Origin of the sequence: Alkalimonas cellulosilytica, assembly GCF_036325985.1 — a bacterium.
Lineage (GTDB): Bacteria > Pseudomonadota > Gammaproteobacteria > Enterobacterales > Alteromonadaceae > Alkalimonas > Alkalimonas cellulosilytica.
This window is the reverse complement of sequence record NZ_JAUHLI010000001.1, coordinates 293722-319820: the sequence shown is the minus strand read 5'-3', so window position 1 is coordinate 319820 and position 26099 is coordinate 293722. Positions and strand designations below refer to the sequence as shown.

Genomic DNA, 26099 nt, shown 5'->3' with positions numbered 1-26099 from the left:
GTTTGCCGGTCTGATACGTATACTTTTGATGAAATCCACAACGGATGCGATACAGTATGCGAACTCTGCATTGGCTTTTTATCAGCATAATCCTGCTAACAGGCTTTTTTGTCCATCCGGCCCGAGCTGACGTTGCCACCAGCAGCCAGCTTGATAGCATTGTGCTGGGTGCTGGTTGCTTTTGGGGTGTGGAAAAGCGCTTTGAGGCCATGGACGGAGTAGTCGATGTCGTGTCTGGTTATGCCGGAGGCAAAGATGTTGCCCCCACCTACCGGGCCATTACGCACCCGCGCAACCGACATAACCCAAACAACCATGCCGAGGTGATACAGATTCAGTTTCAACCAAGCCTTATCAGTCTGCAAACACTGCTGGAACGTTTTTTTGAAATGCACGATCCAACCCAGCAGAACCGGCAAGGCAATGATGTTGGCACCCAGTACCGCTCCATTATTCTGACCAACAGTGCGCAGCAAGCGCAGCTGGCGCAGGCCGTGAAAGCACGCTATCAGCCCTTGCTCACAGCAGCAGGTTATGGCGCTATTCAAACGCACATTCAGCCACTGCAGCAGTTTTTCCAAGCCGAGGAGTACCACCAGGATTATCTGGCGAAAAACCCCAACGGCTATTGCCCGGACCATGCCACAGGAGTGCTCTTTGACAGCTCTGAGCCCAAACAAGTAACGCAAGTTGATAACAGCCTGCTGCTTCAAGGCAAACATATCGTGATGATTGATGCTGCCAGCTATTGCCCGTATTGCGAGAAATTTAAAGCCGATGTGGTCGCTCATTATCAAGGCAAAACTCCATTGCACCTGTGATACGCCGATCAGTTGCACCAATTGACCATCGACTCCCCCACCTGGGCCACCCCTACCCTGTTATTCCTTAATAACGGTCAGGAAGTCTTTGGCGTGCAAGGCTCTATGAGCCCGAAGGATTTTTATCTGGCGCTGGGCTATTTTAGCTTAGGTCAGGACAGCGAGGCTTTTAAAACTGCCTTTCAAAGTGGCACCGACCGCCCCTTTTGCCAGCAGTACGAGCTGTTTCGCGATACACCGGATGGCCAGTTTATTGATGCCTTAAGCGGTGCAGCATTGTTTGATACCCGCGATCGCTTTGACTCAGGCACCGGCTGGTTGTCATTTACCAAAGCCATCGACGGTGCAGTGATTACCCGGCCCGATCACAGTCATGGCATGGTTCGCACCGAAGTGCTGGCCGCCGTATCCGGCATTCATCTGGGCCACGTCTTTAACGACGGCCCCAGGGGCCAGCCCCGCTATTGCATCAATGCCACCGTGCTGGACTTTGTAGCCCGTTAATGAGCCCTACACACCAACTGCAGACTGGCTATACTCAGACAACATTAACAATACAGAGGCAGTTCGTAGCTGGCTGTTACAGCAACTGCGCACTGAATAGCGAGGCATTTCTCAAGGATATAGCTCATGAAACAAAGTGGAAAAATCAATTACATTGAACTGCCCTGCCGGGATATGGCGGCAACCAAGGCATTCTTTAGCCAGGTGTTTGGCTGGGGATTTGTCGATTACGGCCCGGAGTATATGGCCATTACCGATGCCGGCATCGATGGTGGTTACTACCAAAGTGAACAAGTAGCGCTAACTCAGCATGGCAGCGCCCTGGTGGTGCTGTATAGTTCTGAGCTGGAGCAAACCTTAGCGGATGTGAAAGCGGCAGGTGGCCAGATCCTGCAAGCTATTTTCAGCTTTCCGGGCGGGCGACGTTTTCACTTTACCGATCCAAGTGGCAATGAGTATGCGGTTTGGTCGGAGCAATAGACAGCAGAGAAATAAAAAACATTATTTTTATAACTTACAGAAATAAAGTTTGACAGTACCGAGAAAACCTATACACTGGTGGTGCTTGATTAGTTTGTTCGTTATTTATGCAAAACCTCGAATGTTATTGCCGTTTTAGTAACTCTTCCTGTATTCATAAGTTAAAACATCTCTCACAGCACAATCGCCTGACATCAGGCATCTTATTTATTAATTAATACAGGTACATACCATGTCAAATACAACTACCGGCACCGTCAAATGGTTTAACGAAGCGAAAGGCTTCGGTTTCATCGAACAAGCTTCTGGCCCAGACGTTTTCGCTCATTTCAGCGAAATCCAAAGCTCAGGTTTTAAAACCCTGGCTGAAGGCCAACAAGTTCAGTTCAGTGTCACTGCTGGCCAGAAAGGTCCACAGGCTTCCAACATCACTGTGATCTAATCGTTAAGACAGAGCCGTAGATTTCAGAACTACTCTGAGACCACGGACCGCTTAACCAAAAAGGCAACTGCATCGCAGCTGCCTTTTTTATTGGCTGTGACAAAGTTTTTACTTGCTCAGCTACAGGGACTCAGCCAAGAGGAGCACAGCTAGAGAGCTTAGCTGGATTGAGCCAGCCGCCGCTCCTCGACCATCGCATACAGCACCGGTACCATAAAGACACTTAGCAGCACAAAGAACATGCCTCCCAGTGTCGGGATCGCCATCGGGATCATCAGATCGGCGCCACGACCTGTAGCGGTGAGGACCGGCAACAGGGCTAACATCGTGGTAGCCGAAGTCATCAGGCAGGGACGGATCCGCTTTAAGGCAGCCTGCATCACCAGAGCCCGCACCTCATTGCGACTTTGCGGTTTAGCCGCACTAAACTGCTGCTTCAGGTAAGTGGCCATCACCACCCCATCGTCGACCGCGATACCAAACAGCGCCAGGAAGCCAACCCAGACTGCAATACTCAGATGATAGCTTTGCAGCTGAAACAAAGACCGCAGATTGGTATCGAACCATTCGATGTTTAAGAACCAGGGCTGGGCAAACAAATCCAGCATGATAAAACCGCCCGACCAGGCCACGGCAATGCTGCTGAAAATCATCAGCGCGGTGCTGACCCGCTTAAACTGCAAATACAGCAGCATAAAAATCAACACCAGCGATAAGGGTACCACCCATTGCAAAGTTTGGCTGGCTCGCTGCTGATGCTCGAAGCTGCCGGCAAAGCTGTAACTGGCACCGGCCGGTAGCTGCCAGTCGCCGCTTTCAATAGCCGCATCCAGATAGGCAGCCACTTCATCCACCACATCGACTTCAGCCCAGCCGCTTAAGCTGCCAAAGGTGACATAAGCGGTTAAAAAGGTATTTTCCGAACGGATCATCTGCGGGCCGCGCTGGTAGCGAATCTCCGCCAGCTGGGTTAAAGGCACCGGATAGCCGGATGCGGTATCAATCAGCACCTCAGCCAGATGCTCCAGACTGTCGCGACGCTCTCGCTGGTAGCGCACCGTGATGCCATAGCGTTCACGCCCTTCCACAGTACGGCCAACCTCCATGCCGCCTATTGCCGTCGCAATGGCCTGCTGCACCTGCTGCATGCTGACACCATAGCGGGCTATGGCAGCGCGATCTGGGTGGATCTCCAGATAAGGCTGACCCACAATGCGCTCGGCACTGACCGAGGCGGCCTGCACCCCGGGAGCCTTGCGCAGCAATTGTTCCAGCTCAAGGGCCAATTGATCCAGTGTTGCCAGATCCGGCGCCGATAATTTCACTCCCATCGCCGCCCGCATGCCGGTTTGCAGCATCAGCAAGCGGGTTTCAATCGGCTGCAACTTAGGTGCTGAGGTCACGCCCGGCAGCTGGGCAGCCCGCACGATCTCTTGCCAGATATCATCCGGCGACTTTATATGCTCCCGCCATTGCCGGTAGGGCCGGCCACGCGGATCTTCAATCAGCTCGCCTTGCTTATCACGCACGAAGTCGCCTACCCGGTTGTCGTAACGAAACGCCAGCCGCCTACCCGCAGCATCGGTTTTAAACTCGCTGTGGTATTGGATCACCGTTTCAATCATGCCAAGGGGGGCCGGATCCAGGGCGGTTTCGGCCCGGCCAATTTTGCCGACCACCGAGCGCACTTCCGGGATGGCTGCAATGGCCGCATCTTGCTGCTGCAACACCGCCAGCGCTTCGCCAATGGAGGCATGCGGCATTAAGCTTGGCATCAGCAAAAAAGCCCCTTCATCCAGCGCTGGCATAAACTCGCGGCCAAGACCGGGGTATCGATGCGTCAGCTCTACCCAACGCTCGCTGTGCTGCCAATGCCCTGGCAACCAGCCCAGCGTCTGCTGCGCGCCCAGCCAGACCGTCAGGCCAAAGCCTACCACCAGCACAGGCAAGACTAAGAACAGCCATTTCAGCCGCAAAAAGGTGGCCAAAAGCCAGGGGTAGCCCCACAAAAACAGCATAAAAAAGCCCAGCACCCCTGCCAGCAACAGGGTGACAAAGCCCCAGTTGGCCAGGCTACCGGCCAATGGCCCGAGTGGCAGCCAGACCTGACTGAGCAAAGTGACCGCCGCCAGCAGCACCAGGATCACCAGCAGGCCATGACCAAGGCGCCATATCAGAGCTGCTGGTAGTGAAAAGCGCTGGCCAAAAGCGCGCAGCCTTCGCTCGATGAGTTGACAAAGCGGGAACGGCTGCAACTTTTTCCAGATACTTGCCCGATAACCGGACCAGAGCAACACCGCAGCATAAAACAGACTGGCCAACCAAAGCAGCCCCGAGCCAAACCAGATGGCCAGCAACACAAAAGCCGCCAGCAGCCACCAGCGCGCACTGCTGAGCAGATGCTGCTGCCAGGCTTGCCAAGCATCGGCTTTGCGCCAACGAAACAACAAAGCCAGCATGACCGGCAGTACCGTTAATGCAAGCAACGCCGCCGATAACAGCACAAAGGTTTTGGTGTAAGCCAAAGGCCCGAACAACTTGCCCTCGGCACCTGTCATGGTAAAGACCGGTAAAAAGCTAATCACCGTGGTGCTGATGGCCGTTAAAATGGACGGACCGACTTCGTGCCCAGCCCGCCTGACCGCAGCGATGGCGGTTAAATCCGGTTGCTGCTGCCGCTGCCTGAGCAGGTTTTCACTGACAATAATGCCCATATCGACAATGGTACCAATGGCAATGGCAATGCCCGCCAGCGCGACAATGTTGGCATCGACCGCCAGCCACTTCATGGCAATAAAGCTCAGCAGCACCGCCATCGGCAACATCAGGCTCACCGCCAACGCCGCCCGAAAGTGCAGCAGCAAGGCCAGCACCACCACCACCGTCACCAGCAATTGCTGGCTGAGCGCATCCTGCAAGGTGCCCAAGGTTTCATCAATCAGTTCACTGCGATCGTAAAAAGGCACCACCGTCAGTTGACTTAAGGTCAACCAGCTGGGCCAGCTATCGGCTGGCTGAGCCCTTAAAAAGCCCAGCCAGTCGGCTTGCACGGCCGGATCCCGCCCCTGCCAGGCAGGCAACTGCCAGTCGCGGGCAAAGGCATCGACTTCAGCTGCAGTCACCTGCTGCCAGTCAACCACCGCCTTGGCCGGTAAGCCGCGCTGTACCTCGTCAAGACGACGCTTGACATTGGTTATCGCCTGACGCGGGTTGTAGCCCTCGCGTACCGTGACCACACCCCCGACGGCCTCGGCGCCATTGACATCCAGCGCCCCGCGCCGCTCAGCCGGGCCAAATTGCACCCGGGCCACATCGGCAACCCGGATCGGGGTGTTGTCCGGTGCCAACCGCACCACGGCCTGCTCGATATCGCTTAGCTGTTTGACAAAACCGACGCCCCGGATCAGGTACTCGACCCCATTCAGCTCCCGGCTGCCGGCACTGACATCCAGATTGGCTGCCATCACCGCCGAAGTCACTTGCGACAGCGTTACCCGATGCATGCGCAGTAGATCGGGGTCCATCTCCACCTGATATTCCCGTTGATAGCCGCCGATCGAAGCCACTTCGCTGATGCCTTCGGCAGCCAGCAGGCCGGTTCTGAGGTACCAATCCTGCACGCTGCGCAGTTCATCCAGATCCCAGCCAGAGGTGGTGTTGCCCGCCGGATCCCGCCCTTCTAAGGTGTAGAGAAACACCTGCCCCAGTGCGGTTGCATCCGGCCCCAACGTGGGCTGCACCCCATCCGGCAAGGCATCGGGTGGCAGACTGGCCAGCTTTTCCAGCAAGCGGGTGCGCGACCAGTAAAACTCCACGCTGTCGTCAAAAATCACTGCGATGCTGGAAAAACCAAACATCGACAAGGAGCGCACATCCTTCACGCCGGGAACACCCATCAGTGCCACACTCAATGGGTAACTGATTTGATCTTCCACATCCTGCGGCGAGCGGCCTGGCCAATCGGTAAAGACGATTTGTTGGTTCTCGCCGAGGTTCGGGATGGCATCTACCGCAACCGGCTCCAGGGGCATGCCGGTTTTCCAGCCAAACGGCGCGAAAGCCACACCAGCCACCAGCAAGAGACCAGCCATCAGCAGCACCAGCAACTTTTGCTGCAGGCAGCTTTGCATCAGGCGATCAAACCAAGGGGAGCGGCCAACTGAGCCCGTATCAGTGTGCATGCTGTCCCTCCCCGGCAAACTGCTGCTGGATATCGCCACAACGCAGCATCATGGCGCCGTAGTAAGGGTTTAGCACTCTGTCTTGAGGCTGCAACCAGGCTGCGCCCCGGCCGCCTCGCGCCATCGGGCAATAGGCCCGGTACCAGCCGCCGGCCAGCACCCCCTGCTCGGCCAGAGTCAACAGCGCCTGTACCTGGGGGTAGTACAGCTCGCGCGCCCGCTCCAAGGAGCCAACATGATGGCTATGGCCTTTGCCCTGCTGCATTGCCTGCACCTCAGCCTCCATTTGATCTGGCCAATCAATGGCAGCGACAGCCCGGTGAAAATCAGCAGTGCCTTGCTGCCAGCCGGCTAAATCATCGTCAGTGAGTGCCTGATACAGCTGGCGGTAACTCTGCAGCAGCGCCTGTTCATCGTCAGGTTTTAGCTGAAAATCAGTGACCAGCTGGCGGCTACGGGCGCTGGCGGTTGAATCTTCGGTGCGCGGCTCGCCGGCCTGAGTGCCATGGTGATGAGCATGGGGATCGCCACCTTCACCCACTGCCGCCATCATGCTGGACAGGCCTCGGATTTGCAGCTCGCTATCAAGCCGCATCGCGCCTTTGCTGACCACCAGCGCCTGCTCATCCAAACCGGACAGCACTTCGTAATAGTTGCCAAAGCGCCGGCCTAAACGGACCTCACGACCGGCGTAAGTCGGGCGTTCATCGTCCAGCTTTACATAGACCAGGGCTCGCTCGCCGGTCAATAAAGCGGCCGACACTGGGATTAACAGAACATCATCCTGCGTGCTTTTTAGCTGGGCCCGGGCCAGCATGCCCGGTTTTAAGCGACCATCGGGATTCTGCAGCAAGGCCCGCACCCGAACCGTACGGCGGCTGGCGTCCACCACCGGCTCCAACAGCAGCACTTCTGTTTCGAGCGTCTCACCTGGCAGGGCCAGCAGTTCGACCTCAATGCGCTGGCCAGGCTGTATCAACGGCAATTGATGTTCAAAAGCTTCCAGTTCCAGCCAGAGCGTATCCAGGTTAAGGACGGTAAACAGCGGCTGGCCGGTGCTGACATAGGCCCCGGCATTGACCATTTTTTCCATCACCCGACCTGAAACCGGCGCACTAATAGTTACCGTATCCTGCAGGGTTTCACTTTGCAGAATGGCTTCAATTTGCTCACCAGGCACGCCCAGTAAGCGCAAGCGCCGGCGGGCGGCGTCCAGTGTGGAACTGGCCGGCAGACTACCCGCACGAGCACTGCCCTGAGCCGCCGCAAGCTGCTTAGCCTGCACCAGCTCTTGCTGGATCACGATCAAATCCGGGTTAAAAATCTCCACCATCGGCTGGCCAGCCTTGACATCCACCGCTGTGGTGTCCAGGTACAGCTGCTCAATCCGGCCCGAAGCCCAGGCGCTGATGGTTTTTAGCTGGCTCTGATCGGCTGCCAGCTGCCCCACCAGCGACAGGCTGGCGGTGGCCTGCTGCCGCCGAACCGGGGTTAGCTCCGGTTGCAGCAACGCATTGGCTCTGGGGCTTAACCGGATCACGGCGTCATCCCCTTCTGGCAGGGGATCATCGTCCTGCTCGACCGGGATCAGTGCCATGCCACAAATCGGGCAGCGATCATTCGGATTTTCCGAGCGAACATGCGGATGCATGGAGCAGGTGTAAATAGTGGTTGCCTGGTTACGCATCGATGAAAGTACATCATCCTGCTTGGCCGCCGATTGCGCCAGGGCATGATCAGCGTGGCTGCCATGCTGATGCGGTGTTGCAAAAACACCATAAGAAACAATCAACAACCAGATAAAAAACGCAGAGCGCTGCTTTGTGAAAGTGAACATAGAAAAAGTCCTGCCAGATTAAACGCCAGAGCAACCACATGCCACAGCATGCAGCCAAGGTTCAGATAATCAGCAGCACTCAGATCAACAGTAAGGATTTTTCCAGATAAAGCGGGGTCGCTCGGGGGTAAGGCGGGCCTTGCGCCAGATACAGGCTGTGTTGCTCAGCAGGCAGTTCAGCCAGCACCGGCTCAACCACAGCCTGCAACCACAGCACCACTGCAGGCAGCTCAGGTGTTGCCGTTTGCACTGCATCGAGCGCACAGCCAGAGCAGAGATCATGCTCTGGCAAGAGTTCATGCACCTGGGCTTCAATCACAACCCCATGGCAAGAAGGCACTTCCGCTTGCAACTCTGCGCCATGGCTGGCTGCAAACAACTGGCCACAAAACAGCAAACACCAGGACAAAGCAAGGCTGACCATCATCGGGATGGCCCAGATTTTTTGCCGTTGTACTAGTGTGCTAAGCATATGCAGTCACCAGAGTGAAGATGCGCTTAATGTACGCTGCCTGGGCGAAATTGTCAAAAATTGCAACAGCACAGTCGCTTTGAATAGCTGCCCCTGGAATGTTTGTCAGCCTTTAAAAAGTGCGCTAGAGTAAAAAAGTGTTGAATCTGTGGGTACCACCATGCACTGTACTGCCCTGCTGCTGATTGCTGCCTTGCTGCTGAAAAGTGTGGCCGGCTTTGCTATGGCAGGCTGTCATATCGGGCACCACCCGGCAGAATCTGCCAGCGAGCAGGTTGTTAGCCATGCCCCGCTCAGTGATAACGACTCTGCTCAGTTAGCCAATGCTGAACCTTTAGACAGCACAGCGGCATTGCCCCACCAGGCGGATGCACCTCAGCCAGAAACTACCACCAAGGGTCTGACCTCCATCTGCAGCCTGTGCGCCAGTTGTTGTGTCACCGCCACGCCCGCAGTTGATCAGAGCTCCTCTCAACCTGGCCCGGTAACGGATCCCATCCCTAGCCCGGACTTTATTGACTTAAGCGTTTTGCTAAGCCGCGCCACCCAACCTCCCAAAGCCTCCTAATACATTCGGCTTTAAACCCATTTTAGCTAAGCGGTCCTGGTGAAAACCAAGATCTGCTGCTGTACCCCATGCAAAACCAACTAAATTTTTGAAGGAAATGATGATGAAAACTTTAACCAGCTTGATGGCGGCCCTGTTCTTCTTTGCCCTGCAAAGCACTGCAGCTTTGGCCCATACCCCACTGATGTTCTCCATTCCGGCAAAGGACGCTGTGCTCACAGAATCCCCTAAAGTGGTGATGCTGCACTTTGGTGATCCGGTGCGGATGTTATCGCTGGAGCTGACCCTGGATGAAGAGGCCATTGAATTTGGCTTTCGCCGCAACACCGAAGCCACCGATCACATTGAGTTTGAGTTGCCGGCCCTGAAAGCTGGCAGCTACCAGTTTGCCTGGGCTGCCATCGGTGCGGATGGGCATCGGGTCAGTGGCGAGATTGCTTTTACCCTGGATCCGGATGCAACCGAAGCATCCCCTGGCAAGCAACCTGAAGCGGATGAGCACCAGCACCACCATCACCACCATGCCAGCTTGCTGCCATTGCAGTTACAGGGCAGCTAAGCATGACCTGGGAGGAATTGGCTGCCGCCAGCCGGTTTCTGCTCTATCTGTGCACGGCCATCACGCTGGGACTGTTGTTCTGCAACTGGCTGGCACAGCAGCACCGGCTTAACGCACCGCTAAGCCGGCCTGGCCAGGCACTGCTGTTTGGCCTGGGTGCTTTTAGCGTGCTAAGCGGCTTTCTGCTGCAGGTAGGAACGATGGCGATGGCAGGCTTTGGAGGCATGTTTGACTGGGAGCTGATGCAATTTCTGTGGCCGGATGCTGCAGGAAAAGCGCTGCGCTTTCAACTGCCAGCCTTTGGCTTGCTTTTGCTTAGCCTGTTGTTTGGCAAAGTAAAGTACTTGCCAGCTCTGCTGCAGGGCCTGGCCCTGCTGTTGCTGCTGCTCGGTTTCTTGCAAGGCGGCCATCTGCTGCGCTTTGGCTTGCTTGGGCAGTTGCTGCTGCTAGCACACCTGTTGGCTGTTGGCCTTTGGGTAGGCTCCCTGCCACTGCTGTGGCTACTGTGCCGCCACAGTCCAACCATGCAGCTGCATGCGCTGCTGCATCAGTTTGGTCAGATCATGATTGGGATCTTGCTGCTATTGCTGCTGAGCGGCGCCAGCATGCTGTGGTTGCTGCTGTCCGAACCAGGACAACTGTGGACCACCAGCTATGGCCGGCTGCTGCTGGTAAAGATGCTGCTGGTGGCGGCCTTGATGAGTTTAGGCGCACTGAATAAACTCAAGCTGGTACCAGCGTTACAGCAAACACCCAATCCTAAAAAGCTGCAAACGGCCATTGCCGCAGAAATGCTGCTGGCAGCTGTTATTCTTGCCATCACCGCTGTGGTGACCGTAGTGATTGGCTGGTCTTTTTAACACCCCTCTTGACCCTGGAGCTAGCTCTAGGGTTTATACTGTGTTGAGTGCTCATTCAGAAGTGCCCCTTGCTGGCATTTCTGGCCGTCGCAACGCAGGAGAACACCCGATGAAAATTGGTGAGCTGGTCAAGCAATACGGTGTCAGTGTCGATACCATCCGCTTTTACGAAAAACAGCAATTACTAAGCCCTAGCGCGCGCTCGGATGCCGGTTATCGTTTGTACAGTAACGCCGATAGCCAGCGGCTGGGCTTTATTTTGCGCGCCAAAAGTGTTGGCTTTAGTTTGCAACAAATCCGCGAGTTGCTGCTGATTGAAGACAACAAAGCCGCCTGGCAGTGCGCCGATGTCAAAGACAAGGTGCAGTTAAAAATGCAGGACATTCGCCAGCAAATCGCTGAGCTGGAACAATTTTATCAGGCATTGGCGAAGCTGGATCAGGCCTGTTGCGGCGGAGCTTTAAGTGCCACCGAGTGCTCCATTTTAACCGCGCTGGAGCAAGGCAAACCGGCGCAGCCTGAAACACATCAGGAGGAAGCGTCATGCTAAGTTTTATCGACAACTTCTGGCAGCTATTTGTACTGTCCGCGCCCTGGCTGCTGGTGGGCTTGCTGGTCGCCGCTATTATGAAAGCCTGGATCCCAATGGACTGGCTGCAACGCCAGCTCGGGGGCGATGGCGTCAAACCTGTAGTAAAAGGCGCTTTGCTGGGCGCCCCACTGCCCCTGTGCAGCTGTGGTGTGATCCCGGCAGCGATGCAACTACGTCGTGGCGGTGCCGGCAAAGGAGCTACCGTGGCGTTTTTAAGTGCCACCCCGGAAACCGGCGTCGACTCGATTTCAGTCTCTTATGTATTGCTGGGCCCGCTGATGGCCATAGTGCGGCCTGTTGCTGCTATTTTGAGTGCCATTACCTCAGGGCTCTTAGTAGGGAAAGCCACCGAGCACGATCAACAAGCTGCCAAGCCTGCTGCAGTAAAAAGCTGCTGCGCCAGCAAAACCCCAGCCACTCCAGAGCCAGAGCCAGTCAAACCAGCTTGCTGCGCTTCTAAAAAAGCACCAGCAGCCCAGCTGACCCGGCGACAAAAACTTTGGCAACAAGCCAAAGAGGGGTTGCAGTACAGTACCGGCAAGCTGCTGAGCGATTTTTATTTGTGGCTGATGATTGGTTTATTCTTCGCCGCTTTGGTGCAAACCCTGGTGCCGATGGATGCGCTGGCCAAATACGGCAGCAGCATCTGGACCATGCTGTTGATGGTGCTGATTTCAGTGCCGATGTATGTCTGCGCTACAGCTTCCACCCCCATAGCCGCTGCATTGATGATGATGGGCATCTCCCCCGGCGCCGCTCTGGTCTTTATGCAGGCTGGTCCTGCCACCAACATTGCCACCATCAGTGTGGTGCTTAAAGAACTGGGCAAGCGCGCGCTGGCAGCTTACTTATTTGGCGTTATTGTCATGTCAGTATTTTTCGGCTGGTTACTCGATACCGCACTGGATTATTTTGATATCTCGGTGCAAGGCGCCATGCAGCATCAGCATTCGGTATTGCCTGACTGGCTGGAGCTGGCTGCGGCTGGATTGCTGGTGATTTTGATCCTACGGATCATCTGGCAGCAATGGCAACAAAAACGTTCACTAGCCTCAGCCAGCCACTAAGTTACGCGCAATACTGGAAGCGCTTGCATTGCAAATGTTAACGGGCGTATGATAGGACGGACCGAAATCACCAACAGGATGCTGGAGAACGGATGCGACGATTCGGCTGGATACTGTGTTTACTCAGCTTGGTACCTTGGATCAGTGCCGCAGAGCCACCCGAGCTGGAGTGGTGTCTGGACGATCATCCTTACTGGCATTTTTATCCGGACGACGGCGACCCTTATGGGCCAACCGTCGACTTGATGCGAACCATCGCCAAGCGCGCCGGCATTCGACTTCGCTTTAGCCCCAACACCCCTTTCTCCCGTTGCCTGCGTCAGATGGAGCTGGGTCAGACCGATTTAATGACCAGCCTCAATTACAGCGATGAGCGCGCCCGCTTTATGCACTTTATTCCCTATGATGAAGCCAAGCCCGAAGTCATTTATCTGTTGCAGGAGTCTGCAGATATCCCAAGCCGTGACGTGCTCAACCAAAAGCGTATCGCTGTGGTACAAGATTATGTCTATACCCAGGAATTAGAAACTTTGCTGGCGGACCATGCCTTAACCCTGATAAAAGCAGCCACCCTGGATGACGCTTTTGCCATGGTATTGCTTGGCAAAGCAGATGCCATGATAGGGCCAGCACAAAGCTCCATCAATGTGATTCAACACAATCCCCGTTTTCACCAGCGCTTTAAACGCGCCAGCTATCAGTTTCAATTCAGGCACAATCGAACGGTCAATCTGACATTGTCCAAAAAAAGCCCGCATCAACATCTGCTGCCCGAACTGCAACAAGCGGTACAGCAGCTGGTAGAAAGCGGCGAGGTCGAACGATTCCGGGTCGACCTGGATGCGGTAGAATAAGCCTGCTACCAGCGTTTCCCCTGACAGCAAGCGACTTGCTTTTTGCCAACACGAGCACTAAGCTGCGCTTTTTCATGCCCCCGGAGCCTGCATGACCGGAGAAATTGCTGCCCTGCTGACCGCCTGCTGCTGGGCACTGGCCGCCCGGCTCTATCGCCATCTTGGCGCCAGCTTCAATGCCATCAGTCTGAACTTTTGGAAAGGCCTGATTAGCTTGCTGGTATTGCTGCCACTGGGGTTCTTGCTGCCTGCAACGGAGCTCACCACCTATCAACAAGCCTTGCTGCTACTAAGCGGCGCTATTGGCATAGGCCTTGGCGATACCTTTTTCTTTTTAGCGCTGCGCCGTTTGGGTGATCGCCAGTGCCTGCTGGTAGCTGAAACCCTGGCGCCCTTAATCACCGCCCTGCTGGCAATGCTGTGGCTGAGCGAATGGCTGCTATGGCAACACTGGCTCGGTATGGCGCTGATTTTTCTGGCGGTAGAGCGGGTGCTGCGGGCCGGCAGCAAAAGCAGCGACAGCCCGCTGAACTGGTCAGGGCTTCAGTTTGCCGCCCTGGCCGCCCTCTGTCAGGCCATTGGCGCTGTGATTAGCCGGGATATTTTTCTGCACACTGAGATCTCTGTACTGCAAGCCAGCAATTGGCGCTTTCTCGGTGGCATGGCCATTATCCTGGTACTGATGCTGTTGTGGCGGCAACGCCCTCTGCCACGCCCAGCGTTTTGCTGGCGCCCCTGGCTGGTATTGCTGGCTGCCGCCCTGGTCGGTACCACCGCAGCAATGTTGCTGCAAATGCTGGCATTTAGCCACACCAAAGCCGCCATCGCCCAAACCTTACTGGCAACCAGCATCGTGTTATCATTGCTGCTGACCAAACTGCTGGGCGATGCTATCCCAACAGGCAGTATCCGCTGGACCTTAGCCGCCCTTTTGGGGGTCGGCCTGTTGCTGGCATAATGCTATGCTTAGCACTCAGTATAAAAGCACCTGCCAAAGCAGTTACGAATAATTTATTTTGCTCACTCATTATTGAGTAAATAGATTATTCATAATAAAGTAGCGCTATCGGTTGTAGCCATCCGGAATGCCTGAGAGGACGTTGATGTTAAGCAAAAGCAGTCACCCCAAAGATGTGCGCCTGGCCTGCCGGCGGCAACAGCACAGCGGCAATACCTCGGGCCTGGCCGCTGGTTTTGTGCAGGCCAATATGGTGATCTTGCCAAAAGCCGATGCCAGTGATTTTCTGCAGTTTTGTCAGCTCAACCCCAAGCCCTGCCCCATCGTTGCGCTTTCCGCCCAACCCGGTGATACCGGCATTGCGGCCATTGCTGCCGATTTGGATATTCGCAGCGACTTACCAAGCTACCGGTTGTTTCGCCACGGCGAGCTGGTGCACGAGCTGCCAGATATTAGCGAGCTCTGGCGCGATGATTTGGTCACGTTTTTCCTGGGCTGCTCCTTCTCCTTTGAAGAAGCCCTGCTGGCCGATGGGCTGGAAATTCGGAATATTACCGAAGGCGTCAATGTGCCGATGTACCGCACCAGCATCCGCTGCCAAAGCGCCGGTAAATTCAGTGGCCCCATGGTGGTGAGTATGCGGCCGATGAAACCAGCCGATGCCATTCGCGCCATTCAGATTTGCAGCCGCTTTCCGCAGGTGCATGGTGCACCGGTGCATTTTGGCGATCCGGCCGCCATTGGCATTGCCGATTTAACTCAGCCGGATTTTGGCGATGCGGTCAGCATCAAGCCTGGCGAAGTGCCGGTGTTCTGGGCCTGTGGCGTCACACCGCAACTGGCCATTGCCGAAGCTAAACCAGAATTTTGTATTACCCACAGCCCGGGCTGCATGCTGGTGACCGATATTCCAAATTCAAAATTGGCGTTGTTTTAGCCGGAGGAAGCATGAAATTAAACTGCGATCTGGGCGAAAGTTACGGCAGCTGGACCATGGGCATGGACAGCAGCGTGATGCCTTACATCGATATGGCCAACATTGCCTGTGGTTTTCATGCCGGTGATGCCGACGTGATGCAGCGCACTTTAGCACTGGCCAAACACTACCGGGTTGAAGTCGGCGCTCATCCCAGTTACCCGGATCGACAAGGCTTTGGTCGCCGCTCAATGAACTGCTCAGCCGAAGAGCTGGTGAATCTGCTGCATTATCAAATCGCGGCGCTGGATGGCATGGCGCAAATTCATGGGCTTGAGCTGAGCTACGTCAAACCGCATGGTGCCCTCTACAACGATATGATGCGCCACCCTGCCATTCTGCAAACGGTGTATAAAGCCATTAAGAGCTACCACAAACCGCTGGCATTGATGCTGCTGGCCACAGCCGAACAGGCAAAGCATCAGGCCGATGCCAAGGCGCTGGGTATTTCGCTGCTGTTTGAAGCCTTTGCCGACCGGCGTTATACCGATGATGGCTTGCTGATGCCGCGCAGCAAGCCAGGTGCCGTGCTGGATAAAACCGAAGTGATGGCGCAGGTACTATTGCTGGTGAATGAAGGCGTGGTGATCACGGAAAGTGGCAAGCGCCTCGCGCTTCAAGCCGATACACTCTGTGTGCATGGTGATAACGAAGCCGCCATTGCCGAAGTGCAACATATTCGTCAGTTGTTGCAAGGCTAGTCGTTATGCTTGATTACAGCATTCAGATTGCCGGTGAAAGCAGCCTGATCCTCTACCCGCCGCAGCAGATGTCGGCCGAGGTCAATCAGTGGGTGCTTGCTGCCTGCCAGCAAATAGAACAGGCATTAGCCGATGTGTTGCTGGATGTCACGCCATCCTATGCCTCTATCCTGGTCAGCTACAACCCGCTGCAGACGGATCATTTTTTGGTCAAAGCTCGGATCCGACAGGCCTTGGCGGCGCAAAGCGGTGAAAGCCAGCAGGCTGGCAAACTGGTCGAGTTGCCGGTGTATTACAGTGAAGAAAGCGGGCCGGATCTCACCCGGCTGGCAAAGCTGCATCAACTGAGCATCGAGCAAGTCATTGAGCTGCATCAGGCGCCGTTGTACCAGGTGTATGCGATAGGTTTTGCGCCTGGTTTTGCTTACATGGGCGAAGTGGATGAACGCCTGGCCACCCCACGACTGGACAGTCCCCGCGCCAAAGTGCCCAAAGGTGCCGTAGCGATTGCCGATCGCCAGACGGCGGTCTATCCGGCCGAGTCCCCTGGTGGCTGGAATCTGCTGGGCCTGTGCCCGCTGCAGCTGTTTGATCCAAGCAAAACGCCCAGCATGCCGGTGGCAGTGGGCGATCAGGTACGCTTTACCGCCATCGACAAAGTCGAGTTTCTGCGCCTTGGAGGCGTATTATGAGCGGTTTTCGTATTGAGCAACCCGGCCTGCTTTGCACCTTGCAGGATCAAGGGCGTTTTGGTCAAAGCCGGCTCGGCCTGACCACGGCAGGCCCGGCCGATGGCCATGCTTTTCGCTGGGCCAATGCTTTGCTTGGCAATACGCCTGGCAGCTGCGCGCTGGAAATCACACTCGGCGGCCTGCAACTGAGCGCCGAACAAGATACTGCAATTGCCGTCTGCGGTGCGGCTGTGCCGCTTAGCATCAACGGCAAGCCAAAAGCTTTATGGCAAGGCCATACCATCAAAGCAGGCGATCGCATTGAGCTGGGTATGGCCACTGCTGGCGTACGAGCTTACCTGGCAGTAGCCGGTGGCTTTAGGGTGGCTGAGCAGTTTGGCAGCTGCGCTACGGTGCTGCGCGAAGGCATTGGTGGCCTGGATGGCGGCAAGCTACAAGCCGGGCAATTACTGCCGCTGACAAAACCAGCTGCGGCCATGGCTTCGCAGCAGCTGTTTGCCTTGCCCGAGCGTTTCTGGCCGGATTATCAGAGCCCGCTGACATTGCGCCTGATTGAAGGCTATCAGTGCGAGGATTTTTCAGTCGCAGAGCGGCAACGCTTTTATCTGCACCCCTACCAGATATCACCAAAATCCGATCGGATGGGCTGCCGGCTGCAGGGCCCGCCACTGCACTGCCAGCGCAGCAAGATGTTGTCAGAAGGCATCTGTTATGGCGCTGTACAGGTACCACCGGATGGTCAGCCCATTGTACTGCTGAGCGATCGGCAAACGCTTGGTGGCTACCCCAAGCTTGGCTCGGTGTTGTCGCTCGATTGCTGGCAACTGGCACAACGTTCGGCTGGCTTTGAGCTGCAATTTGCTGCCATTAGCATCGAGCAGGCACACAACCTGCTGCATTTGCAGGAACAACGCTTTTGGCAACAACACAGCCAACTGGAGGTGCTTTGATGAAGTCATTGCTGTCACTCAGTCGTCAGATTGAAGACTTGCTGGTCGGGCGTAATTTACGCGGCATGCAGCAGCTGCAACAGGCGCTGCGCCCCGGCTATTACCTACGCGCGGCTCGTATCCTGAACCAGTGCCAGGGGGTGATTTTTATCGGCACCGGCTTCCCGGTCGCAGATACCTTTGAAACCGATGGCCCGGTTGGTGCCATTGCCTTGTACGATTGCTTGCAGCAACTAGGCGCCCGACCTGTGCTGGTGTGTGGCGATCCGCTCTACTCGGTGCTAAAAACCGATTACCATTGCCATCCACTGCCCATCAACAGTCAGCAAGATCTGGCGGCACTGGCGGCCGAAGCCCTGCTGCATTATCAGCCACAAGCCGTGATCTCCATTGAGCGCCCCGGCCGGGCCCGGGACGGCAAGTATTACAATATGCGGGGCGAAGACATCAGTGCCCGCTGCGCCAGCTTCGATGATTTTTTACATCTGGCTGCCTGCCCCACCCTGGCCATCGGCGATGGCGGCAATGAGATTGGCATGGGCAATATCAACACCGCCGTCAGCAAGCTCAACATTATTCCGGCGGCGACCGAGTGCGATGAACTCTTGCTGGCCGATGTGTCCAACTGGGGCGCTTATGGCCTGATTGCGCTGCTCAGCGTCTGGCGCGAGCAGGATTTGCTGGCGCAAGTACAGCCGCTGCGTATTTTGCAGTATTTATCCGACCGCGGCAGTGTCGATGGTGTCAGCCGCCTGAATACCTTAACCGAAGACAGCTTGGATGCCAGTGAAGGCATTGCTGTTATTGCCTCTTTACGCGCCCTCTGTGGCTTTAGCTGAGTATGACTATGAGTATTGTGTATTTAAATGGGGACTTTCTGCCGGCTGCTGAGGCCCGCATCTCGCCAATGGATCGTGGCTTTTTATTTGGCGATGGTATCTACGAAGTGGTGCCGTCCTACCAGGGCCGTTTTGTCGGCCTGGCGCCTCATATGGAGCGGATGTTAAGCGGTCTGCAGCAACTGAGCATTGAGGCTGGCCTTAGCCTGGCCGACTGGCAGCAGCTGCTGACGGATTTGCTGGCGAAAAACCAGAGCATGGGTGAGAACCTGGGGGTTTATCTGCAGGTGAGCCGCGGCGCTGACAGTAAGCGCAATCACGCCTTTCCGGCCAATATCCGGCCGACGGTATTTGCTTTTGTGTTTGAAATACCACCGGCTCCCATAGCCGATAAAGACAAAGCGCCGCGCTACCGGGTGGTCACCGCCGACGACTTGCGCTGGCAGCGCTGCCACATCAAATCGACCTCTTTGCTTGGCAATGTGCTGCACTACCAGCAAGGCTACGCTCAGGGCGCGCAGGAGACCATTTTATTTAACCGCGAAGGCTTTTTGACCGAAGCAGCTGCCTGCAATGTGTTTGTGGTCAAAGACGGCGTGATTGCTACCCCCCCACTGAGCACCGAGCTGCTGCCTGGCATTACCCGACTGATTTTGCTGGCGATTTTGCGCAAATACAGCAATTACCCGATGGAAGAGCGCGCAATCAGCCGGGCTGAGGTGCTGGCCGCCGATGAAGTCTGGTTAACCAGTTCCAGCAAAGAAGTCGCACCCGTGGTGCAAATCAACGATCAATGGGTTGGTGATGGCGAGCCCGGCGATATCTGGCTGGATGTGCAGACGCTGTTTAGCGCCCATAAATACGAGTATTAAGCGTTAGCAAACCGCGTGAACGAAAGGGCCCGCTGCTGCGGGCTCTCTTGCAAAACGCTTAATCGCCCTTACGGCTTAATGCCCAGCGCATGATGTCGCCCCAGCTTGGCTCTTTGCCGTACATTTGCATACCACGCAGGAAAATCCGCCCACCGAGCCGGCGCATGTAGTACACCGCAGCCAGTAGCAGTGCCAGCGACAAGCTTAGTTGCCACCAGGGCACCTCCACCATCGACATCCGCACCGGCATGGCGGCAAAGGAGGTAAGCGGCAGCCAGCTCAGCAGCGTCATGGCCCAGCCAGACGGGCTATCAATCACCAGATAGGTAAAGAGCAGCGGCAGCCAGGTTACCATCATCACCACGCCTTTACCGCTGGTATTGGGATCATCAATAGAGGCGGCAATAGCCCCCATAAAGCAGGCACACAGCAAAACGCCGGCCAACGCAAATGGGATCAGCCAGAGAATAACCCACCAGTTCAACCAGCTTAAGTCCATGGCTTCACCCGCCACCAGCACGGAGACCACCAGGAAAAACACCAGCATTACCAGTGTAGTGGTGAGCATGGCTTTCAGGGCACTGAAACTATGCCCCAGCACCTTGCCATCCATCCATTGCTGCGGGGTCAGGATGGCATACAGCTGCTCGGTCACCCGCTGCTGCTTTTCGCCGGTAATGCTCATCAGAATTTGACCAAAGGCAGTGCTTAAGCCTATTAGCAATAAAATCAACACGGCAAAGGCAATCATTTTTTCCGGCGTGTCTTCACCTTTAAAGTCATCATCCAAAAAATTGCGCACTATTGGCTCTGGCTGCTGCAGCGCGGTTAGCTGCGCATCGGTTAAACCAAAATCACCGGCCCGCTGCAATTGAAAATGGTTTTGCAGTACCTGCTCCAGTTGCGGCAGCCATTTGCTGCTGGCTCCGGTGTACAGCACCCAGCTGTCGTCCTGATAAGTTACAACAGCATGCCAGGTTTGGTGATCGTGCAGTTGCTGCAATTGCTGCGACAGCTCAATGCTGGGGCGCTGAAACTCAAACTGCTCGGTACTTTGCACAGCAAAGCTGACAGGCACTGCAATACGGTATTGCTGCCGGCTCTCATCAGTCAGATAGACCCAGGCAAAAACGCCCCCCATCACGGCCAGCATCAACAGATAGGAAATCAGCTGTTGCTTCCATTTAAAAAAGCGCAGAAACTCCCAGCGGGCAACGATCAGACTTTGACGGGATATCATGCCGCGACCTCCTGTGGCGTTTGTCGCTGATGCCTGGACATAGCATTCAGGTACAGCTGATGCAAATCCGGTTTCTGCATGGCAATTTGCTCCGGCTCAATCCGGCCAAGCAGTTGCTGCAGCACAGGTCCCACTTCAGCATCCCGCTGCAAGGTCAATAGCGCCTGCTCCGGTTGGGGCAGCTCCACCGTGGTCACCGCCTCTAAGCTGCGCAACCAATCAGCCGGCAAAGGTTCTTTGCTGCTTAGCTGGATTTGCACCTCCGGCTGCGCCTGCTGACGGATTTCGGCCAGGGTACCGGCCAGCACCACCTCGCCTTTGGCCATTAGCACCATGCGATCGGCCAGTTTTTCTACCATCGCCATCTGATGCGCACTTAATATCACTGTCATGCCGTTTTGTTTCAGTTGCTTGAGGAAATCGACCACTTTTTCCTGATTGATGGGGTCCAGTCCGGAGAAAGGCTCATCCAGAATGACCAAAGCTGGTTGATGCAGTACCGCGGCAATCAGCTGTACTTTTTGCTGATTGCCTTTGGACAACTGCTTTAAATCGTCGTGCCGACGCTCGGTTAGCTCGAATACCTCCAGCCAGTGATCCATCCGGCTCAGCGCTTCTGTTTTGCCAAGTCCATGCAATTGCGCCAAAAACAGCAGATTTTTTTCCACACTCTTATCACCATAAAGGCCACGGTCTTCCGGCAAATAGCCCAGCAAGCGCCGTGGTACATGATGAAAGGTTTGGTCCTGATAACACACTGAAATACTGCCGGTATCAGGCTTGGTCATTCCTACCAACATACGGATAATGGAGGATTTACCGGCTCCGTTCGGGCCGAGCAACGCGAAAATTTCGCCGCTTTGAATTTGGAAACTGACCTGATTGACCGCGGTCACCGTGGCGTACTGCTTGGTTACTGTCTCAACGTGAAGTTGCACTGTAAAGCTCCTTGCCTGACTACAAAACAGCACCAAGGCTAGCATTGCATCAGGCTAGAGCCCATCAAAAAAATGTTAGCAAATATAAAGGCCGGAAAAGATCAAAACTTGAAACATGTCTTAAAGATTTAATCCCGAAGCACCAGCTCAACACGGCGATTTTGCGCCCTGCCTGCTTCGTTCAGATTACTGGTTACAGGGCTAACCGGCCCTGCGCCAAATGGCAATAGCCTTGATGCTTGAATACCATGTTGCTGTATCAATGCTGACACCACGGTTTGAGCTCTTTGCTTACTCAGTTGCAGGTTGTAATCGAATGCGCCCTGATTATCGGTATGGCCAACCACATAGAAATTGGCATCAGGATGTTGCTTCAGGTAATCGCCTATCACTGCGACCACATCAGCTGAACTGGCTTGCAGCGTAGCTTTGTTGGTTTCGAATAAGATCCCCTCCAGTTCAACTTTTCCTTGTTGAGCAATGGCACGATGCATGCCCTCTGGATTGATCTGTATTTTATCGGTTACCAGCTCAGCCGCTTCGGCGATTTGTAGAATCACCAACACAGGCTCTGTTGCTGCTCGTTGAAACACAGTCAAACCAACATGGACTGCTTGTTGGTCAATCAACGCTTGCCCAGACCAATAACGGACGTCCTGTCGATGTTCATACACATTAAAAGTGCGAAAACGATTACGGTTGGCATGACTGATGGCAGCTCGTTCATGAATTCCGCCGGTAAATTGGCGGCCACATTGCATCGATTGACACTCAAACAAAGCGTTAAAACCTAACCGCTGCAAAGCTACCATGTAGTTTTGATAAACCTGAAGCACCGATACCGCCGGATCAGCTACCCGATAGTTGATAACAGTAGCTCGGCCAAAGACCTCTTTCACTTCAGGAATCCGATCAGCAGAGCTTTGTACTGGCATAGGCCCGATTGCCAGAAAAATAGAATCAAAGTCCCGCTGAAAATAAGAACGGATTTCAGAACCAGGATAACGGGATAATAGCGGGTGATCCTCCGCCCCTTCAATGTCCGCTATAGCTGGAATAGCAAGCAACATCGATCCTGCAACAAGCCATCGAAAACAACTAATCATGAATACATCCCTGTAAATATAAAAAATTAATGATAATAAATAGTAATTTATAAATCAACGGCTAAAGATTAAATGCAGCTGATTACTGTGCTCTTGTTTATCCTGCGCATCAAACGGCAGCACCAGATCGTCTTTGCCATTGCCGGTAAGATCCGTGATCAGAACCCGGCTGCTGTCACGCGGTACATCCAGCTCCAGCCGTTCACTGCGCCGGCTGAATAAACGGCCACTATCCGGGCTGTATAAACGCAAACGGCCACTTTCACCAACCAACAGATGTTTCTGACCACTGCCGGTTAAATCGGCCAGTTGAAACAACGGCAAATCAAAGCGTACATTGCTGATGCTCACATCCACCCGCGCCTGCTGGCGCAAATCAGCCCGGCTGCCATAACGCCCCTGCTCATTCATCAGAAAGAAATCCACATCCAGGTTGGCATTGCCGCGTAATAACACCCGTACTATGGTGCCCACCCCGATGTTGGTGTTGGGGATGTAAAAATCCTGCCGGCCATTGCCATTAAAATCACCAATCACCACATCAATCGGCACATTGTCGGTTTTTACCCGGGTATCCGGCTCGGCAGCAAAGGTCAGCCCCTGCTCACTCAGACGCCCAAAATGAATACGGTATTCAGTACTGCGATCCAGCGCATCGGCCAGTTGTTCCCGCTCCATCACCAGATCAGCAATGCCATCGCCGTTCATATCGCGCACATCAAACAACCGATCCAGTTGCTGTCCCTGATAGCTGCGGCCCGCATCGTTGCGCTGATCCAGGGTACGCTCTGTCGATAACGGCACCGGCCAGTCCAAGACTTTTGGCTCTGTGGCAAAGCTTCCATCTTCGGCCTGTTCAAACACCCAGAAACGCCCTTGCTCCACCACCAGCAAGTCTTTGCGGCCATTGCCATTGCTATCCACCACAAAAGGGCGCCGGGGCTGGTAATCCAACCGGTTACTTTGCCAGCTTTGGATGCGGCTTGGCAGCTGCAATTCATAGTGCCGGAAGCTGCCATCCGCGTTTTGGCGTAACAAATGCGAACTGGTAAAGTCCGGAATAAAAAAATCAGCCAGCTCGCTCCCCAAATCCAGCGTAAAAGTGCGCTGGCGCAACCGCACCGGGTCCAGCACCCGATGCACGGAAGATACCGTCAGCAGTGGCTGATACTCCCCATCGGGCAGGCTCATACGGTACAAACCATCGGTGCCCCAAAACACCAGCTGCGGCAGCTCGAAGCCCGCCAGTTGAGCTTTGCTGAAAAACTGGGCCGTTTCTGGGATGGGTAAGGTACTGACGCTGTAGTTCTCGGTATCGACCAGACTCAGCCAGCGCTGATACTGATTAAACCCCGATACCAGCAAATAAGGCTGCTCTGGCATTTTAAGCAAACTGCCATTAGCCGGGTGCTCCAGTTGCAGCTGCACCCGCTCCAGCGTCAGCTCATCTGCCTGAAGCACACCAACACTCAGCATGCCGGTCAGCAGTAAGGCGCTTATTTTTTGTTTGATCATGAAGTTAGCATCCAGCCGTTCAGGGATTCAGCATCAAAGGTAGCATGCAGCCTAAAAAGAGCACAATGAATTACAACTGAACAACAGAACGAAAAACGCCGGGTGATGGATCACCCGGCGTGGCAGGATAGCTTGTACGCCTGAGGTTTAACGGGCGTTGGTGCTCTCAAAGATTTTATCGGCAGAAGCCGCAACAAAGCCGGTATACAACATGCCTGGCGCCACTTCGTAGCGACAGGCAAATTCGTAGAAACAGCTTGGAATGGTGGCCGGGCCATCGCTGAACTGCAGGGTAATCAGATCAGCCAGGGTGGAGGATTGCTCCAGCAACACTTCTTTGCTGCCTTTGATTTCGCCGCCAGAAGTATTCAGCAGGAAGCCACCGTCTTTCAGTGCCTGATTGACCTGCTCCAGCGTCTCAAAATTTTCCAGCGCATTAACACTGACGGTAAAGTGGTTGGCACGGAAGCCCCAGGCAGCCATCCAGGCCGCGTACTCGCTTTCTGCCAGCAGTGCTTCGTAGGTGGCATGATCCATTGACCAATGGGTACCGGAGTACAGGAAGTTATCGGCAGTCACCGCATCGTCCGGGATCTGGGCAACCAGCTCACCGACTATCTGCTGCAACTGCTCAGAGCACTGCTCCAGCAACAACTCAGAGATAAAGACCTTTGGCTGATTGCGATCCGGATGCTCAAAATGCTTGGCATACAGCTTTTTCGCTGCAAAATGGTACTCACCACACTCTTCGTAGCCCACCGCTTTGAAATGCGCGGCCAGCTTTTCCAACCCGATTTTTTCCAGGTTGAAAGTACGTAAGGCGATGTGGTCATTGATGATGTCCGCTTGCTGAGAGCTTCCCAGCAACTGGTGGACACGCTTGGCAGAAGGCGTTACTTCCAGGTAGTTCTGCCACAGATTTTCAAACAGCTCATTGACGTTGCTATGCATGACGCTCACCTTACTTCTTAACTTCCAGGATGCCCCAGCGGGGCAGCTAGTATAACAAATTTGATTTCAATCAATACCGGCTTAACGACGGCCTTTTTCCAGCACAATAAAGCGGGCCAGCTCGCCATCGCACAGTTGCAGTGCATCGGCCAGTTCCGGCTGGATCAACAACAGGCCCTGATGCTCATCAAAACGGGCCTGGTCGCTGAAGCTGGCACGAAAGCCCTGGGTCTCCGTGTTGCTGACTGCCAACATCTGGCCAGGCTCAACTTTGGGGACCACCCGTACCGGCACCTTCAGGCTGCTGGCTACGGAGTGGATCTGACCAAGACGGGCTTCGATGGTGGGGCCGGCATCGAATAAATCGACATAGCCACGATGGATAAAGCCTTCTTGCTGCAACATTTTCAGTGCCGGCCTGGTGTGCTCATGTACCTGGCCTATCACTTGCTGTGCTTCTTCCGGTAACAAGCCCACATAAATCGGATGACGCGGCATCAGCTCAGCAATAAACGCCTTTTTACCGATCCCAATCAGATGATCAGCGGCCGGAAAATCGATGGTTAAAAACAGCTTTTGCAACCAGCCCCAAAATGGCGGCTGACCATTGCCGTTCGAAACACCACGCATTTCGGCAATCACTGTCTCGGCAAAGCGCTGCGGATGCTCGGCCATAAACAAAAAGCGTACCTTGGATAAAAAGCGCCCGGTATAGCCGGTGCGGTAGCTCTGGCGCAAAAACAGCGTGCAGATCTCCGAGGCACCGGTGTAGTCGTTGCAAAGCGTCAGCGTTTTCAGCTGATTTAACACATTCAGCTCGGCCGAGTGGTGCATCACCCTATTCTGCTGAAAGTGATACAGTGGCGTCTCCAGCCCCACCGCCGCTTCAATACCGGTGGTACCGACAATATCGCCCGATGCAGTATCTTCCAGTACAAACAAATAGCCCTGCTGGCCTGGTTGCTCGACACTCTGCGCAAAACTGCTTTCAGAGTGGGCAATTTTTTGCTGCAGTCGACCATCGTTGACCGGCAAGGAAGTAAAACCCGGGCCGGACTCTTCTGCGATCTGACGCAGCGCAGCAAAGTCACTGCTTTGAATAGGGCGAATAACCAGCATCCGTT

At 54.8% G+C, this 26099-nt stretch carries 24 protein-coding genes and 1 pseudogene; 16 read left to right on the top strand and 9 right to left on the bottom strand.

The window, feature by feature from the left end; translation table 11 throughout:
• Positions 1-56 precede the first annotated feature (56 nt).
• The 3 genes and pseudogenes from msrA to QWY20_RS01500 all read left to right on the top strand — a co-directional run bounded on the left by msrA (position 57) and on the right by QWY20_RS01500 (position 2247).
• A pseudogene (gene msrA / locus QWY20_RS01510) lies at positions 57-1325 on the top strand (peptide-methionine (S)-S-oxide reductase MsrA).
• 126 nt (positions 1326-1451) lie between these two features.
• On the top strand, positions 1452-1805 hold the full coding sequence (locus tag QWY20_RS01505; RefSeq protein WP_330127268.1) for a VOC family protein: 354 nt from the start codon (positions 1452-1454) through the stop codon (positions 1803-1805).
• A 232-nt stretch (positions 1806-2037) separates the two neighbouring features.
• Positions 2038-2247, top strand: a complete 210-nt coding sequence (locus QWY20_RS01500; RefSeq protein ID WP_305944368.1) for a cold-shock protein — start codon at positions 2038-2040, stop codon at positions 2245-2247.
• Between the two features lie 158 nt (positions 2248-2405).
• Here the strand turns inward: QWY20_RS01500 and QWY20_RS01495 are convergent, their stop codons facing one another.
• The 3 genes from QWY20_RS01495 to QWY20_RS01485 form a co-directional block, all read right to left on the bottom strand.
• Positions 2406-6428, bottom strand: a complete 4023-nt coding sequence (locus tag QWY20_RS01495) for an efflux RND transporter permease subunit (RefSeq protein WP_330127267.1) — start codon at positions 6426-6428, stop codon at positions 2406-2408.
• Positions 6418-8265: an efflux RND transporter periplasmic adaptor subunit gene (locus QWY20_RS01490; RefSeq protein ID WP_330127266.1), complete on the bottom strand. Its 1848-nt coding sequence runs from the start codon at positions 8263-8265 to the stop codon at positions 6418-6420. Before QWY20_RS01490 ends, QWY20_RS01495 begins: the two co-directional genes overlap by 11 nt.
• A 79-nt stretch (positions 8266-8344) precedes the next feature.
• Complete coding sequence (locus tag QWY20_RS01485) at positions 8345-8737, bottom strand: hypothetical protein (protein ID WP_330127265.1); 393 nt, start codon at positions 8735-8737, stop codon at positions 8345-8347.
• 160 nt (positions 8738-8897) lie between these two features.
• Between QWY20_RS01485 and QWY20_RS01480 the strand changes: the two genes are divergently transcribed.
• From QWY20_RS01480 to QWY20_RS01420, 13 genes are all read left to right on the top strand, one after another.
• Complete coding sequence (locus QWY20_RS01480) at positions 8898-9305, top strand: hypothetical protein (protein WP_330127264.1); 408 nt, start codon at positions 8898-8900, stop codon at positions 9303-9305.
• 103 nt (positions 9306-9408) lie between these two features.
• Entirely contained in the window at positions 9409-9864 is a 456-nt protein-coding gene (locus QWY20_RS01475) for a copper resistance CopC family protein (RefSeq protein WP_330127263.1), read from the top strand.
• Positions 9865-9866: 2 nt separating this feature from the next.
• Positions 9867-10724 carry a CopD family protein gene (locus QWY20_RS01470; protein ID WP_330127262.1) on the top strand — a complete coding sequence of 286 codons (858 nt, stop codon included), beginning with the start codon at positions 9867-9869 and terminating at the stop codon, positions 10722-10724.
• 109 nt (positions 10725-10833) lie between these two features.
• The gene (zntR, locus tag QWY20_RS01465; RefSeq protein WP_330127261.1) at positions 10834-11274 is read left to right on the top strand and encodes a Zn(2+)-responsive transcriptional regulator; all 441 of its coding nucleotides are present in this window, start codon (positions 10834-10836) and stop codon (positions 11272-11274) included.
• Complete coding sequence (locus QWY20_RS01460; RefSeq protein ID WP_330127260.1) at positions 11268-12383, top strand: SO_0444 family Cu/Zn efflux transporter; 1116 nt, start codon at positions 11268-11270, stop codon at positions 12381-12383. Before zntR ends, QWY20_RS01460 begins: the two co-directional genes overlap by 7 nt.
• A 92-nt stretch (positions 12384-12475) precedes the next feature.
• Positions 12476-13237, top strand: a complete 762-nt coding sequence (locus tag QWY20_RS01455; protein ID WP_330127259.1) for a substrate-binding periplasmic protein — start codon at positions 12476-12478, stop codon at positions 13235-13237.
• Positions 13238-13328: 91 nt separating this feature from the next.
• Positions 13329-14195: a DMT family transporter gene (locus QWY20_RS01450; protein ID WP_330127258.1), complete on the top strand. Its 867-nt coding sequence runs from the start codon at positions 13329-13331 to the stop codon at positions 14193-14195.
• Between the two features lie 145 nt (positions 14196-14340).
• Positions 14341-15132 carry a putative hydro-lyase gene (locus QWY20_RS01445; protein ID WP_330127257.1) on the top strand — a complete coding sequence of 264 codons (792 nt, stop codon included), beginning with the start codon at positions 14341-14343 and terminating at the stop codon, positions 15130-15132.
• Between the two features lie 11 nt (positions 15133-15143).
• Positions 15144-15872, top strand: a complete 729-nt coding sequence (locus QWY20_RS01440; protein ID WP_330127256.1) for a 5-oxoprolinase subunit PxpA — start codon at positions 15144-15146, stop codon at positions 15870-15872.
• 5 nt (positions 15873-15877) lie between these two features.
• Entirely contained in the window at positions 15878-16564 is a 687-nt protein-coding gene (gene pxpB, locus QWY20_RS01435) for a 5-oxoprolinase subunit PxpB (RefSeq protein ID WP_330127255.1), read from the top strand.
• Positions 16561-17514, top strand: a complete 954-nt coding sequence (locus tag QWY20_RS01430; RefSeq protein WP_330127254.1) for a 5-oxoprolinase subunit C family protein — start codon at positions 16561-16563, stop codon at positions 17512-17514. The genes pxpB and QWY20_RS01430 overlap by 4 nt, the downstream gene beginning before the upstream one ends.
• Entirely contained in the window at positions 17514-18353 is an 840-nt protein-coding gene (locus QWY20_RS01425; protein ID WP_330127253.1) for a DUF4392 domain-containing protein, read from the top strand. The genes QWY20_RS01430 and QWY20_RS01425 overlap by 1 nt, the downstream gene beginning before the upstream one ends.
• Positions 18354-18361: 8 nt before the next feature.
• Positions 18362-19225, top strand: a complete 864-nt coding sequence (locus QWY20_RS01420) for a D-amino acid aminotransferase (protein WP_330127252.1) — start codon at positions 18362-18364, stop codon at positions 19223-19225.
• A gap of 58 nt (positions 19226-19283) precedes the next feature.
• Here QWY20_RS01420 and QWY20_RS01415 read toward each other — a convergent pair whose 3' ends face one another.
• The 6 genes from QWY20_RS01415 to astA form a co-directional block, all read right to left on the bottom strand.
• Positions 19284-20465, bottom strand: coding sequence for an ABC transporter permease (locus QWY20_RS01415; protein ID WP_330127251.1), 1182 nt, complete (start codon positions 20463-20465; stop codon positions 19284-19286).
• Positions 20462-21403, bottom strand: a complete 942-nt coding sequence (locus QWY20_RS01410) for an ABC transporter ATP-binding protein (protein WP_330127250.1) — start codon at positions 21401-21403, stop codon at positions 20462-20464. The genes QWY20_RS01415 and QWY20_RS01410 overlap by 4 nt, the downstream gene beginning before the upstream one ends.
• A 128-nt stretch (positions 21404-21531) precedes the next feature.
• On the bottom strand, positions 21532-22473 hold the full coding sequence (locus QWY20_RS01405; RefSeq protein ID WP_330127249.1) for an OmpA family protein: 942 nt from the start codon (positions 22471-22473) through the stop codon (positions 21532-21534).
• A gap of 90 nt (positions 22474-22563) precedes the next feature.
• The gene (locus tag QWY20_RS01400; protein WP_330127248.1) at positions 22564-24024 is read right to left on the bottom strand and encodes an FG-GAP repeat domain-containing protein; all 1461 of its coding nucleotides are present in this window, start codon (positions 24022-24024) and stop codon (positions 22564-22566) included.
• 147 nt (positions 24025-24171) lie between these two features.
• The gene (locus QWY20_RS01395; protein WP_330127247.1) at positions 24172-24975 is read right to left on the bottom strand and encodes a DUF1338 domain-containing protein; all 804 of its coding nucleotides are present in this window, start codon (positions 24973-24975) and stop codon (positions 24172-24174) included.
• Between the two features lie 81 nt (positions 24976-25056).
• On the bottom strand, positions 25057-26094 hold the full coding sequence (gene astA / locus QWY20_RS01390; protein WP_330127246.1) for an arginine N-succinyltransferase: 1038 nt from the start codon (positions 26092-26094) through the stop codon (positions 25057-25059).
• Positions 26095-26099: the final 5 nt, after the last annotated feature.

Coding starts and splice junctions, on each gene's coding strand:
- QWY20_RS01505 (WP_330127268.1), top strand. CDS start 1,452: ATGAAACAAAGTGGAAAAATCAATTACATTGAACTGCCCTGCCGGGAT.
- QWY20_RS01500 (WP_305944368.1), top strand. CDS start 2,038: ATGTCAAATACAACTACCGGCACCGTCAAATGGTTTAACGAAGCGAAA.
- QWY20_RS01495 (WP_330127267.1), bottom strand. CDS start 6,428: ATGCACACTGATACGGGCTCAGTTGGCCGCTCCCCTTGGTTTGATCGC.
- QWY20_RS01490 (WP_330127266.1), bottom strand. CDS start 8,265: ATGTTCACTTTCACAAAGCAGCGCTCTGCGTTTTTTATCTGGTTGTTG.
- QWY20_RS01485 (WP_330127265.1), bottom strand. CDS start 8,737: ATGCTTAGCACACTAGTACAACGGCAAAAAATCTGGGCCATCCCGATG.
- QWY20_RS01480 (WP_330127264.1), top strand. CDS start 8,898: ATGCACTGTACTGCCCTGCTGCTGATTGCTGCCTTGCTGCTGAAAAGT.
- QWY20_RS01475 (WP_330127263.1), top strand. CDS start 9,409: ATGAAAACTTTAACCAGCTTGATGGCGGCCCTGTTCTTCTTTGCCCTG.
- QWY20_RS01470 (WP_330127262.1), top strand. CDS start 9,867: ATGACCTGGGAGGAATTGGCTGCCGCCAGCCGGTTTCTGCTCTATCTG.
- zntR (WP_330127261.1), top strand. CDS start 10,834: ATGAAAATTGGTGAGCTGGTCAAGCAATACGGTGTCAGTGTCGATACC.
- QWY20_RS01460 (WP_330127260.1), top strand. CDS start 11,268: ATGCTAAGTTTTATCGACAACTTCTGGCAGCTATTTGTACTGTCCGCG.
- QWY20_RS01455 (WP_330127259.1), top strand. CDS start 12,476: ATGCGACGATTCGGCTGGATACTGTGTTTACTCAGCTTGGTACCTTGG.
- QWY20_RS01450 (WP_330127258.1), top strand. CDS start 13,329: ATGACCGGAGAAATTGCTGCCCTGCTGACCGCCTGCTGCTGGGCACTG.
- QWY20_RS01445 (WP_330127257.1), top strand. CDS start 14,341: ATGTTAAGCAAAAGCAGTCACCCCAAAGATGTGCGCCTGGCCTGCCGG.
- QWY20_RS01440 (WP_330127256.1), top strand. CDS start 15,144: ATGAAATTAAACTGCGATCTGGGCGAAAGTTACGGCAGCTGGACCATG.
- pxpB (WP_330127255.1), top strand. CDS start 15,878: ATGCTTGATTACAGCATTCAGATTGCCGGTGAAAGCAGCCTGATCCTC.
- QWY20_RS01430 (WP_330127254.1), top strand. CDS start 16,561: ATGAGCGGTTTTCGTATTGAGCAACCCGGCCTGCTTTGCACCTTGCAG.
- QWY20_RS01425 (WP_330127253.1), top strand. CDS start 17,514: ATGAAGTCATTGCTGTCACTCAGTCGTCAGATTGAAGACTTGCTGGTC.
- QWY20_RS01420 (WP_330127252.1), top strand. CDS start 18,362: ATGAGTATTGTGTATTTAAATGGGGACTTTCTGCCGGCTGCTGAGGCC.
- QWY20_RS01415 (WP_330127251.1), bottom strand. CDS start 20,465: ATGATATCCCGTCAAAGTCTGATCGTTGCCCGCTGGGAGTTTCTGCGC.
- QWY20_RS01405 (WP_330127249.1), bottom strand. CDS start 22,473: ATGTTGCTTGCTATTCCAGCTATAGCGGACATTGAAGGGGCGGAGGAT.
- QWY20_RS01400 (WP_330127248.1), bottom strand. CDS start 24,024: ATGATCAAACAAAAAATAAGCGCCTTACTGCTGACCGGCATGCTGAGT.
- QWY20_RS01395 (WP_330127247.1), bottom strand. CDS start 24,975: ATGCATAGCAACGTCAATGAGCTGTTTGAAAATCTGTGGCAGAACTAC.
- astA (WP_330127246.1), bottom strand. CDS start 26,094: ATGCTGGTTATTCGCCCTATTCAAAGCAGTGACTTTGCTGCGCTGCGT.